7 protein-coding genes are annotated in these 12953 nt (G+C 42.6%); 2 read left to right on the top strand and 5 right to left on the bottom strand.

Annotated features, from left to right (window positions below):
* Positions 1-63: 63 nt before the first annotated feature.
* The 3 genes from FD723_RS00905 to FD723_RS00915 form a co-directional block, all read right to left on the bottom strand.
* Complete coding sequence (locus FD723_RS00905; RefSeq protein ID WP_179063678.1) at positions 64-1263, bottom strand: response regulator; 1200 nt, start codon at positions 1261-1263, stop codon at positions 64-66.
* 1206 nt (positions 1264-2469) lie between these two features.
* Entirely contained in the window at positions 2470-3399 is a 930-nt protein-coding gene (gene murQ / locus FD723_RS00910; protein ID WP_179068977.1) for an N-acetylmuramic acid 6-phosphate etherase, read from the bottom strand.
* A 91-nt stretch (positions 3400-3490) separates the two neighbouring features.
* The gene (locus tag FD723_RS00915) at positions 3491-3937 is read right to left on the bottom strand and encodes a DUF3110 domain-containing protein (protein WP_179063679.1); all 447 of its coding nucleotides are present in this window, start codon (positions 3935-3937) and stop codon (positions 3491-3493) included.
* 271 nt (positions 3938-4208) lie between these two features.
* Here FD723_RS00915 and FD723_RS00920 point away from each other — a divergent pair, with 271 nt between their 5' ends.
* Positions 4209-10166, top strand: a complete 5958-nt coding sequence (locus FD723_RS00920; protein WP_179063680.1) for a translocation/assembly module TamB — start codon at positions 4209-4211, stop codon at positions 10164-10166.
* Positions 10167-10190: 24 nt separating this feature from the next.
* On the opposite strand, the gene FD723_RS00925 is transcribed toward FD723_RS00920, so the two are convergent.
* Positions 10191-11120: a carbohydrate ABC transporter permease gene (locus FD723_RS00925; protein WP_179063681.1), complete on the bottom strand. Its 930-nt coding sequence runs from the start codon at positions 11118-11120 to the stop codon at positions 10191-10193.
* 154 nt (positions 11121-11274) lie between these two features.
* On the opposite strand from FD723_RS00925, the gene FD723_RS00930 reads away from it, so the two are divergent.
* On the top strand, positions 11275-11937 hold the full coding sequence (locus tag FD723_RS00930) for a GIY-YIG nuclease family protein (RefSeq protein WP_179063682.1): 663 nt from the start codon (positions 11275-11277) through the stop codon (positions 11935-11937).
* 105 nt (positions 11938-12042) lie between these two features.
* Here the strand turns inward: FD723_RS00930 and FD723_RS00935 are convergent, their stop codons facing one another.
* On the bottom strand, positions 12043-12819 hold the full coding sequence (locus FD723_RS00935) for an ABC transporter ATP-binding protein (protein ID WP_179068978.1): 777 nt from the start codon (positions 12817-12819) through the stop codon (positions 12043-12045).
* Between the last annotated feature and the right edge of the window lie 134 nt (positions 12820-12953).

The raw sequence follows: 12953 nt of genomic DNA on the forward strand, positions 1-12953 counted from the left end.
GAGGTGGAAAAGTCTATAAGTTTTGAGGAAGAATGCGGAATCAAAAATCGTCTCTAATTCTCCCTAATTACAAACCTCTAAACTAGATTTACTTTTGTCAGTGGATACACTTGATGTAGGCAAATACTTGCGGACAATACTCATTACCTTATCAGCCACTACAGGTTTAGTGAGAAAATCTGTAGAACCAACTACTTTGGCACGAACTCTATCTAACAGACCATCACTGCCTGTTAATATAATTATTGGCGTGTTGGAAAAGGTAGATATTCGTCGTAACTGAGTACAAATTTCGTAACCACTGGCAACTGGCATAATCAAATCCAAGAAAATCAGGTCTGGTTTATCCTGAATGAGAGTTGGTAAAGCTTGTACAGCATCTTGAATTTTGACAAATCTCAAGCCATTAGAAGTGATAATATCCTCTAGCATTTTACATACTTGAGGGCTATCATCGACGCAAGCCACTAGTGGAACAGTCCGCTTCTTTGCTTGTGTGCTAGTAGAGTTATTGTTGACTTCAGTAACTCCTAAAGGTAAGTCAGGTACTTCTACCAATTCAATGATTCCTTTAAGGATATAAGGAAGCAACGAACGAGTGAGTGGCAGTACACTCTGCTTCATTTTCATGGCTAAATCTCGCAGAGTGAATTTGCCATTGATTAAATTCACAAAGTTTTTGTAGACAGATGGACTAACCATCTGCTGGAGTTGTTCTGGTCTTCGGAGAATTGGTGCCAAGTCAGGAGAAAAATTTGCTAAACCAGCTTCTGACCAAATTTTCCACGAGTCCTGCATGTGCTTTACAGACATTTCTGCACTCGTGAAACTCATTGGGGTTTCTAAGATAACTTCTTGACTGCGATTGCAACTTATAGAAGCAAAGTTTCCTTGTAAAGCTAGGTCAAATAATAGTTCTGCTATTGTATTTTCTGCAATAGATTGAATCTGCTCCCTCTGGATTTTCTGTTTTTTATAAAAGACTTCTATTAGTTTATAGTCCCAGTAATCAATTGATAGGTCTTGCACACGTAACTGCAACTTATCAACATCAATTTGGGGACAATTTTGAGCTATATGTCTACGCCAACGTCGGAAGGGATGAGTTCCACCTGTTGCCCAAACTATCCGTCCGAGTCGATAGTAAAAAGTCCATTGGCTACCTTTTGAACTCTTAATATTTAATTTGCCATTGTATTGTAACTGAGTACAAGTTTTAAATTCATTTACTAGGTTATTTGAAATAAGTTCTTGATGGGGCATAGTTTGTTCCTTTTATTAAAAATCTAGGCATTAAAACTGACACTAGTACTGCAAGGCGGAATTCAAAATTCAAAATTAATACAGCGTAAGCGTTTCATTGATTTTGAATGGTGAGGCAGTCCGGTCTTCTCCCAAAGGGAGAGGCTGACGCCAACGCGGAGCGTCTCGTAGAGAAGGGGGTTTCCCCCATGAGGAACTGCCGCGAGTCTTCTCCCAAGGGGAGACGCCAAGGGCGAACGAGCGTCAGGGGTGGTTTATTTACGCCGTGTTGTACTAGTATAGAAAGGTATAAATCCAGCTACTATTTCAATTAACCTGATAAGGTACTCAAGTTACTTGTTAAAGCTGGGCAATACTTCCGCCACAGTAGTGCTTAGTAAATATGTGAATAAGTGCAAATGCATTTGGTATATAACAGTCTAAATCAAGATTATTAAAAGCAAGGTAGATGGGAAGACAGCAAAACCGTTGCTAGTAAATAATTTATCTAGCATTGGGTTTTTATTGGCAGACTTTACTTTTTTGCTAATTCTGCTAATATTTATGACTAAAGTAGGTTGCCATCGTCCACATTATGAAGTATTGAGTATTGATATATCATTTTAAGAATTTTAATACAAAATCATATCCGTATAAATTCTGAATTTTGGTTTAAAAAATATTAGTAGTCTCTAGAGAATTGTGCTTTAGTTATTCAAATTAGCAATATATGTTAAAAATATTTATTTAAGTTTGCAATTATTAATACATTTAGTTAATGTCAGCTTTTTTAAGAAATATTTTGTTGAAAAAGGCTTACTACTAGGATAAGTAGCAGCCATATTATAAAGTAGACATCTCCAGAAATATGCTTTATCCACAAAACTTATAGAGCGTAGCACTGCTATGCCTCTAAATTCTTTTTCACTAGATATCTAGTAGACATCTAAAGAATTGGTAGGGAAAATACCCTGCGGGAAGCCCAACTCTTGGAGACGCTTTGCGAATGCGTCTACATGAATTCTCCCTACAAAGGGTTTCAGGTAATGCATATTTAATTGTCGGAGATGTCTCAATACTTTTCGGTTAAGTATTTTTAACTCGGAATAGGGTTTGGGGTAAAGGGTAAAGGGTTTGGGTTAAAGGTTTTTTCTTTCCCTTTTGCCTTTCCCCTTTTCTCCTTAACCGAGAAGTATTGGGAGATGTCTAGTATTTATTTAAGAAAAATTATTCAAGTTGCTTATGGTTTTGATGGCTCACAACAGCTGCTCTGAGATTACTTTGGTGTTCTGAAAGGAGCCGATCGCCTTCATCTTTTTCCAAACCAGTCCAGTGCATCAATAGCGCGAGCTTAACCCATTTACCACTGCGTTCTAGTAAAAAACCAGCAGCTTCTCTACTTAAACCTGTGAGGTCTTGCAAAATTCGCAAAGCGCGATCGCGTAACTTTTGATTTGTTACCGCCACATCCACCATCCGATTGCCATAAACTTTGCCTAGCTTGACCATCACGCCACTAGAAAGGATATTTAAAGCTAATTTAGTGGCTGTACCAGCTTTCAGGCGAGTTGAACCGGCAATTATTTCTGGCCCTGTTAATAGGCGAATATCGATATCGGCATCAAAGCTAACTTGTTCAGCAGGAACACAGGCGATAAAAATAGTTGTGGCTCCCCGCTGACGAGCAGCATGAAGCGCACCGTGGACATAAGGCGTTGTTCCACCAGCAGTAATGCCAACTACGACATCTAGCTGGGTAACATGTCGTCCAGCGATCGCACTTTCACCACCTTCGATGCTGTCTTCTAAATCTTCAGAACTGCGTACCAGTGCGCCAGCACCACCAGCAATAATCCCCTGCACCAACTCTGGAGGTGTACAAAAAGTAGGTGGACACTCAGCAGCATCTAACACACCTAACCTGCCACTTGTCCCTGCACCGATATAAAATAGCCGTCCGCCGTGGCGCAAACGCTCTGCGGTACGCTCAATTGCTTCAGCCAACTGAACTTTCGCCGCTGCAACTGCTGCGACGGCTCTTTGGTCTTCGTTATTAAACAACTCCACCAATTCCAGAGAACTGAGCTGGTCTAAATTCAGACTGTTAGGATTTACCAGCTCGGTTAAAAGATGTCCCCGTTCCTGCAAGTTTGTCATTTGTCTTGTGTCATTTTTTATTTGTCCTTTGTCCTTAGTCATTAGTCATTTGTCAGTTACCAATGACTAATGACCAATGACCAATGACCATTTACAATAATCCTTCCAATTTGCGACGAATCTTCTCTAGTTCAGAATCAGACAATTCTGGTTCTTCTAGTGGCTGTTGATTGAGCAAGAAGGTGTCTTCAACAGTATCATCCTTCTTGGCATCTGCTTGCCAGTCAGTTTCTTCTACATTCAGTTCTGGGGGAGTGACAACTAAATTGCTGTTTTCTGGGATAATTTCCCATTCATATCCAGCACTTTCGCAAAATTCCTTGATTTCCTCAGCATCCATCGGCTCTGGTGTTGGTGCGGGGAAATCTTGAGCTTCTAACATCAGGGCAAAGCGCGTCGCATCGTCTTCTGACTCGAACATCAGAATTTTATTGCGTAGCTTGCCGCTGTAGGCATCGCCCTCCCGAATCGTGTGAATCCCCTCATTTTCCGTTCGAGCATTAAAAATTAACACAAAGACACGCATTGGTGTAATCATCTGTCCTTTTTAAGGTTTATTAATATTAAAGTTCGAGATTGTGACTCAAGGGAAGTCACAGGAACAATTTTCACTCTATTCAGATTTTCCTGAAAACGCCAATATTATTAAGCATAAGTATTAGATCGAGATTAGATCGAGCAAATACCGTAACTTAACCAATGAAGCCTTGGGTTTAGTTGGCGTATCCTGGAAATGGCATACTGAATCAATGTGCCAGTTAATGCTTGTGTGTGCCAGCGACATCCGGCAATTAATACAGTGAAAGCAAATGATTAAATCTCCCAATCAAGATTGTCACTCCCCTTACCCTAACCGCAAGCGTATGTGGTTGCTGGTGTTGAGTCGGGGTAGCATTGCCTTGGGCGGACTTTTACTGTTAGGAGTTATTGTCGGTATTTGGCGGTTGTGGACTTTTGTCCAAACAGAGTTAACACCCTTGGCACAACAAAGTCTCACGACTACACTCAATCGTCCGATAAACCTGGGAAAAGTCACACAATTTTCGTTGACGGGAGTGCAGTTTGGGGCTTCCGCTATCCCTGCGACAAGCACAGATCCAGACCGGGCCACAGTGGAATCTGTGGAGGTGGGTTTTGACCTGCCACAACTAATTTTTAACCGCCACCTGAAGCTAGATGTCACCTTAGTCAACCCAGATATTTATATTCAACAGGATGACCAAGGGCGCTGGGTTTCCACTACTATCGCATCGTCAGGTGAAGGCGGCCCGATTAAAACCGATTTGGACAACCTGCGGTTTCGCAATGCGAAGCTGGCATTGATGCCGCAGGAGAGGGCAGAGGAAGCAGGGAGCAGGGGGCAAGGGGCAGGGAGCAGGGAGCAGGGAGCAGGGGGAGCAGGGGGAGCAGGGGTAGGAATATCTTCCACGTCTCCCTTATCCCCCGTAACATTTTCTCAACTGAACGGATCTGCCCAACTTTTAGCTAATAACCAGTTGATCCGGTTTGAAGTTGGGGGTCAAGCAGATAGTGGTGGCAGTATTTCTATTCAGGGAGAGACGCGTTCCAGGGTGCTAGCAGGGAACTTCCAGGTGCATGCACAAGATTTGCTAGCTGCGGATATTACTCGGTTGATTAAGTTACCGGTGAACTTACAAGCGGGTCGAGCCAATGGCGACTTGCTGGTTCGGTTGACGCCAGGACAGCAAACTTTGTTGTTTGGCAATGCTGCTGTACAAGGGGTAACACTTCAAATACCCAAAGTCCCGCAATTGTTGAGCAATAGTCAAGGAAACCTCCACTTTCAAGGAACGGAGTTGCAGTTAAATAATGTTACTAGCAACTACGGCAAAATTCCCCTAGTGGCTACGGGAATCATCGACACTCAAGCAGGCTTTAACTTGGCAGCCCGTGTAAATGCGGTAAGTTTGGCAAATGCCCAGGAGACTCTCAAAATAAAACTACCTGTGCCGATCGCTGGACAAGTACAAGCAGACTTACAAATTACCGGATCAACTAAAGAGCCAATTCTCTCTGGCTCAGTTGGCACAATTCAAACTGCTCGGATTGATAAAGTTGATTTTAATAGTATCAGTAGTAAGTTTGAGCTTGTTACTAGTTCCTCTTTAATTACCCTGAAAGATATTCAAGGTAAAGCTAAAGTTGGTGGCGACATTACGGGCGCTGGCACAATTCAACTTGGTAAAAGCCCACGACTGGATTTAAATTTCGCGGCCAAAAATGTTCCAGGGGATGCGATCGCAAAAGTTTATGAAACAACACCCGCTTTTCAAATCGGTAATGTCTCAGCTACAGCCGAACTAACTGGCGCTCCCACCAATGTCCAAACTGTGGTACAGTTTCAGGCTCCTAACGGAACTTACCCCGGAACTGGTGAAGTTGCGATTTCCCCAAATCGCACCGTCTCTTTCCGTAATGTGGCTCTAAATGTCAGTGGTGGAACAGTCCGGGCAACCGGTAGTTATGCCAATGAGCGTTGGCAAGCTGTGACGGTTGCCTCTGGGGTGAAATTGGAACCCTTTGTAAACAAAAGTCAACTCCAAAATGTCTCTTTGGCAGCAGCACAGTTTAATGGTCGTCTTCTCCTCTCAGGAAGCACAGCACCATTTAAAATTGCCACAGTTCGCAGTGATGGAGCAGGAGTTCAAATTGGTGGCGGTACAGTTGCAATTTCTAATATCCAACTGCAAGACCAAAGCTTTTCTGCTCAACTTGTAGCTAATGATGTGCGGCTGGGACAAATATTGAAACAGTCTCCCCCAGCTTTAAATAATCCTTTGGGTGGAACTTTCCAAATCGCAGGTAACAGAGAGAATTTCAGCCTCAAAACCCTCATTGGCAGTGGTGAAGGCCGCCTTGCTATTGGCGGTGGAACGGTTATAGCCAAAAATATCCAAGTAGCTAATGGTGTTTATCAGGCACAAGTTCAGGCTAAGAATGTGCCTGTGCAGAAGTTGGCAGCAGTACCAAAGCAATTCCAGGGAGCGTTAACTGGTCAAGTAAACGTGGCGGGTTCTGTTGAGTCCTTCCAACCGCAAACTATTCAAGCCACTGGTCAGGCGCAGATAAATGTTGGAAGTGGAACGATTACAGCCTCTAATATTCAAGTAGATAATGGTGTTTATCAGGCGCAAGTTCAGGCTAAAAATGTACCGTTACAGAAGTTGGCAGCAGTACCAAAGGAATTCCAGGGAGCGTTAACTGGTCAAGCAAACGTGGCGGGTTCTGTTGAGTCCTTCCAACCGCAAACTATTCAAGCCACTGGTCAGGCGCAGATAAATGTTGGAAGTGGAACGATTACAGCCTCTAATATTCAAGTAGCTAATGGTGTTTATCAGGCGCAAGTTCAGGCTAAAAATGTACCGTTGCAGAAGTTGGCAGCAGTACCACCGCAGTTTCGAGGAGTGTTAACTGGTCAAGCAAACGTGGCGGGTTCTGTTGAATCTTTTCAACCACACACTATTCAAGCCAGCGGTCAGGGACGCCTGGATGTTGCAGGTGGAACGATCGCAGCCTCTAATATTCAAGTGGCTAATGGTCGCTATCAAGCTGTCGTTAATGCTTCTGGTGTGGAATTAAATCGGTTAAATCAGCAATTACGGGGTCAGTTTGGCGGTCAGTTGCAATTAGTTGGCACGCTAGGATCTTCCAAATTAGCTGATGTGCGTGCCGCTGGACAGGTGCAATTATCCCAAGGTATTCCTGGTCTAGAGCAACCCTTGAGTGCTGCGATCGCTTGGAGTGGTGAAAGGCTGACCATTGAGCAAGCAACTGCTGCCGGTTTAAGTGTGACTGGTAACATATTAGCCAATGCTAAACAGGCAGGCATACCGGAAATTACTGCCCTAAATCTCAAAGTCCAGGCGCAGAATTACAACTTAAAACAGTTACCAATCAATCTTCCTAATCAGGTTGCTGTGGCGGGGAGAGTAGATTTTAATGGTCAAATCACTGGTAAATTACCCTTGCCAAATGTGGTAGGGCAAATTAACTTACGAGACTTGGTTGTTCAAGATATTGCCTTTGAGCCATTGTTAACTGGAAACATCGATTCCGCACAGGGACGCGGTTTGAGTTTAAACTTGGCAGGAAATAGCGATCGCTTGTCCTTCAATTTAGATGCCAATAATCGCCCGAAATCTTTCTTAGTCAAATGGCAGCAAGCATCAGCCACAGGTAATATTCAAGGGAATGATTGGGCACTGAAAGTTGCAAATTTCCCCTTACAAATATTGAATTTGACTCCGCCAGCAATTACTCGATTGGGTGCTGGTAAGATCGCTGGATTGTTGACTGGGGATTTGCTATTTAATCAGCAGACATTGGCAACAACGGGGAATTTAGCGATCGCTAATCCGCAAATTGGCCGGCTTAAAGGCGATCGAATAGCAGCTCAATTCCGCTACAGTAATGGTAAAGCCACACTCGCAAGTAGCGAATTTGTCAAAGGTAGCAGTAGCTACGCCCTTGTCGGCACTGTTAATCAAACTCCGAAAGGCCCTCAACTACAAGGTAAACTGAACGTCAAGCAGGGTCAAATCCAAGATGTTGTCGCTGTAGCCAAAGTATTTGATTTACAAAATTTGCCAGGTGGTTCAGCAGCAATCTACGGCACAGCAGCAGATCTAACCACCACCCCTCAAGGAGCGCCAAATCAACCCTTATTAACCCAAATCCAACGGTTTTCTGAAATTGAAGCTTTGGTAGCAGAAAAGGAACAACAACGACTTGATTCCACTCCCATACCAGATTTGGCAGACTTAAAAGGGACTTTCAACGGTGAAGTTGCTGTAAATACAGCTACAGCCAATGGATTATCAGTGGAATTTAATTTGAATGGACAAGACTTTGCCTGGGGTAAAAAGGAAGAACGAAATCGTTTTTATACTGCCGACAAAGTGATTGCTGAAGGCAACTTTGAAAACGGTGTATTGAGTTTGCGACCATTACGCCTCGAATCCCAAAACAGGCTAATTGCCTTCACGGGTAACGTTGGCGGTGATGAACAATCTGGTCAGCTGCGGGTGAATAATTTTCCGGTACAAGTACTGAATAATTTTGTCAAACTGCCAGTTGGAATCACAGGTAATCTTAACGCTACAGCAGCTTTAGCAGGCAGTATTGCCAATCCCCAATCTAGAGGGGAATTGCAAATCACAGAAGGAATGCTGAATCAGAGCAAAATAGAGTCAGCAACAGCAAGTTTCAGCTATGCCAACGGACGCTTAAACTTTGGTAGTACTGTAGCAGTTGCCGGGCCAAAGCCTGTTGATATTACTGGCAGCATACCTTATAAATTGCCTTTTGCTTCTGTTGCACCAGACAGTGAGCAAATCAGTTTGGATATGAAGTTAGAAAATGAGGGATTGGCATTGTTAAACGCATTGACTAATCAAGTGGTATTTGAGAAAGGTGAAGGAGAAGTAGACCTCAAGGTGCGGGGAACATTGCAAAAACCCCAAGTAGATGGAATTGCTACTGTCAATAATGCTACTTTTTCAGCCCAGGCTTTGCCAGGTAAGCTGAGACGTGTCACGGGTAGAGTACTGTTTAATTTTGACCGCATCTCAGTAGAAAATCTTCAGGGTAGATTTAGCCGTGGGAAGGTAGAAGCTGCTGGAGAAATTTCCATTTTCAACAATGAAAACGTGACTATTAATAATCCCCTGACTGTTAACCTCGATCAGCTAGCGTTGAATCTCAAAGGACTCTACCAGGGAGGCGCTAGCGGCAATTTGCAGATTACTGGTTCTGCCCTTAACCCCATGATTGGCGGTAAAGTAAATTTATTTGATGGTCAGGTATTGCTAGCAGAATCTACCGACGCCACAACATCTGCAAATAACAGTAGTCTTGGTGTATCACCCACAAAAGCCGATAAGCAAAGCAAACCTGAAATTGGGAATGGGACGGGAAATGCGAACGCCAGATTTAATAATCTAGATTTGGAACTAGGTAAAAACGTCCAAATTACCCGTGCCCCTATTCTCAGCTTCCGCGCCACTGGTAATCTCATAGTTAACGGCTCAATCAATCAACCAATACCCGATGGTACTATCCAGTTAGAACAAGGTGGAGTAAATTTATTTACTACCCAATTTAATCTTGCTCGTGGCTATAAACATACCGCAACATTTAGTCCATCTCAACCCCGTGATCCCAACTTAGATATTCGGCTATTTGCCAAAGTACTGGATGTAACTCAAAGTAATGATTTCGGACGAGTAAATGCCACAGGTTTATCAGCCTTAGAGAGTGTTCGAGTCGAAGCCACTATCAACGGTTTAGCGAGCAAACTGAATGAGAATTTAGAATTAACAAGTAGTCCATCACGCAGTCAAACCGAAATTGTTGCTCTTTTAGGAGGTGGGTTTGTAGACACCCAAGGACGTGCAGACAGTACTTTGGGTCTGATTAACATCGCAGGTTCGGCTGTATTCAACAATTTTCAGTCAGCCTTTAACCAAATTGGAAGTACCTTTGGCTTAAGTGAATTGCGGATATTTCCTACCGTTATTTCTGAGAATCCCGAAGCAGGAAGAAGTAATTCAACTTTGGAATTAGCAGCTGAGGCCGGGGTTGATATTTCTTCTAAGATATCTGTTTCTAGCATCAAAATTTTGACCACAAATGACCCATTCCAATGGGGTGTTAATTACCGAATAAACGACCAATTTCGTGTTCGTGCTTCCACTAACTTAACCGATGACAGTCGTGCAGTCGTCGAATATCAGAATCGGTTTTAAATCACCATCTCAAATAAGTCAATATCAGATTGTGATATTATCATCCCCTTGCTGATTAATAACTAATCGCAAAATCGATAACCCTAAAATTATCAAAAATAGCACTAACCCAATGGTGCAAGCATAGCTAATTTCCAAGTTGTTGAAGGCTTGCTCATATAGATAATAAACAATAGTTTTCGAGCTATTGAGTGGCCCTCCTTGAGTCATAATGTAGACTTCTTCAAACACTTTGGTCGCAGAAATAGCCGAAATCACCGCCACTAGTGCTAAATACGGCTTCATCAAAGGTATGGTAATATCCCAATGTTTGCTGATACCATCAGAGCCATCGATCGCAGCAGCTTCGTAAACATCAGCAGGAATTGATTGCAACCCCGCTAAATAAATCACCATATAGTAGCCTAATCCCTTCCAAACGGTGACAGCCATCACGCTGGCGAGAGAAATTGGTACGATGCCAAAAATTTTTGCTGGGCTAGTTAGCCAAGGGATACCTTCTGGAAAAATACCTAAAGCTTTAAATAACTGATTAAGTAATCCGTTTTCTGCATACAGCCATTTCCAAGCTATTCCCGCAACCACCATTGAAATTACCACTGGGGTATAGTATGCTGCTCTAAACCAATTCATCCCCCGCAGTTTTTGATTTACCAAAATTGCTAGCACTAAGGGAGCAATTACTAAAATTGGTACTACGCCCACAAGATATAAAAAAGTGTTTTCCAAGGTTTTCCAAAAAACTGCATCCTTCCAAAGCTTGAGGAAGTTGGCGAAACCTATCCATTGTGGCGGCTGGGCAATATCTTCATAGCTGGTAAAGCTGAGGTAAAACGCTTGCAATGCAGGCCAAAAGACAGTTAACCCTAAAATAATCAAGGCAGGTAGTAAAAATAAATAAGGCGTTAGACGCTGTTTGATGAACATCCAATTCTTAGGTATTAATTGATTCATAGGAAGTTTAATAGTTATTTTTTGCTTTTTCAGAACAAGAATTTGGAGATGTGAGTAGATTTAAGCTTCAATATTTTAAGGGCATATATTTGCTTGCGTAGCGCTTCGCGCTTGCCGTATGCATTGCTAATTAATAATTCAGAGATAAACTGCGATGGAAACTCAACACAATCCACCAATTGAACATCAAAATGTCCCCATAAACCACCGTGGACTACATGAATTTTTGTACAGTTCTGAAGACGAACACGCTGCCGTTGAGGTGAGTATAACTCCTGAACTGGCAAACAATGGTACTGAAATCATTGACCTTGAAGCTTGGAGTGCAGCTACTCAGAACGCAAAAATTGCTGGTGTTTACGCAGTATTGGACGCAGAACGCCGCAGCCAGTACATTGGCTATTCTCGAAATGTGTTGCTTTCCCTCAACAGTCATCTTCGCCAAAATGGTAAGGAAAAGTGTGCTTTTGTGCGTGTGCAATCATTCAAGTTCCCCAAGCGTCAAGAAATGGAAGATTTGCGAGATTCCTGGATAGCAGCACTCGCAAGTACGCCACCTGGTAATGCTTCCGAAAGTGGAATGTGGGCTAGTACAGTAGGCGAAGCGACTAAGGCGGTAATGTCGGAGGCGGAACGTCAAGCCTATGAGGATAAAAAGCTAAAATTGCGGAAAGCAATGGCTGATACAACCCTTTCTAAAGAGTTAGAAACAACAGATGCAAGTCAAGCCGAACGTCAGCGTCAACTTGAAGGTGCTGTGAAAAACGATGACTGGAGTGTAATTATCGACGCACAAACACAAGAAACCAAGTTTTAGGATAAGTGTTCAGTCCTCTTGTTATTTCCCCACTTGGATATCCCATATCTTTACAGGATAGGGTATTCAAGGCTTTGTTACGATCAAAACTTTAAGACTAGAATCTTAAACAGCAGAAATAGCACAAACTTGTAATCCGACAGGTGTGTGAATAATTACTGATTCTACACCGAAGACTTGTGCGATCGCATTTGGTGTCAGAACTTCTTCAGGTGTCCCAACTTCCCAAATATGACCCTGTTTTAATAATGCAATGCGTGAACTATACCGAGCTGCTAAATTCAATTCGTGTAAAACTGTGACAATAGTTAATTCCTGCTGCTGATTCAGTTCTTTGAGCAGTTCCAATAGTTGCAATTGATAGTTGATATCTAAAAAAGTTGTCGGTTCATCTAATAATAGAACTTTAGGTTCTTGCGCCAGTGCTAGAGCTAAAAAAGCCCGTTGTCTTTCACCACCTGAAAGTTGTTCGACTAAGCGATCGCTTAATTTTTCTAATTGCGTCTTTTTAATTGCAGCTTCAACTTTTACCCAATCTTGGGCATTTAATTCCCATTGCCACCAAGATTGATGTGGCGTGCGTCCTAAACTTACTAATTGTCGCACTGTTAAGCCAACGGAAACTGTTTGTTGTTGCGGTAATAATGCTAGCTTCTGTGCAACTAAATTTGGAGGTTGAGAGTGAATTGCTTTACCATCCAGTAACACTGTTCCATGTTGTGGCGAGAGAATACGGCTCAGTAATTTGAGTAAAGTAGATTTACCTGAGCCATTAGCACCAACTAAACTCAACCATTCTCCTGTTTGCAGAGTGAGGTTAATGTCTTGGACAATTGGCACTAAGGCGTAACCGCCTGTGAGATTTTGTAGTTCAAGTGGCATTTGCTGAAATTCAACAATTAAAGGTGTAGTAAACACCATTTTTATAGAAGGGATGGCTCTTTAAAGAAAAACTTTTTACTTGATCGCGAGATAAGCTTAGAATTACCAAACTAAAAACTTGCTTGATATCCAAA

The sequence above is a fragment of the Nostoc sp. C052 genome (assembly GCF_013393905.1).
GTDB lineage: Bacteria > Cyanobacteriota > Cyanobacteriia > Cyanobacteriales > Nostocaceae > Nostoc.

Bases quoted from the DNA above. Each gene is read 5' to 3' on its own strand.
- FD723_RS00925 (WP_179063681.1), bottom strand. From the start codon at position 11,120: ATGAATCAATTAATACCTAAGAATTGGATGTTCATCAAACAGCGTCTA.
- FD723_RS00935 (WP_179068978.1), bottom strand. From the start codon at position 12,819: ATGCCACTTGAACTACAAAATCTCACAGGCGGTTACGCCTTAGTGCCA.
- FD723_RS00930 (WP_179063682.1), top strand. From the start codon at position 11,275: ATGGAAACTCAACACAATCCACCAATTGAACATCAAAATGTCCCCATA.
- FD723_RS00920 (WP_179063680.1), top strand. From the start codon at position 4,209: ATGATTAAATCTCCCAATCAAGATTGTCACTCCCCTTACCCTAACCGC.
- murQ (WP_179068977.1), bottom strand. From the start codon at position 3,399: ATGACAAACTTGCAGGAACGGGGACATCTTTTAACCGAGCTGGTAAAT.
- FD723_RS00905 (WP_179063678.1), bottom strand. From the start codon at position 1,263: ATGCCCCATCAAGAACTTATTTCAAATAACCTAGTAAATGAATTTAAA.
- FD723_RS00915 (WP_179063679.1), bottom strand. From the start codon at position 3,937: ATGATTACACCAATGCGTGTCTTTGTGTTAATTTTTAATGCTCGAACG.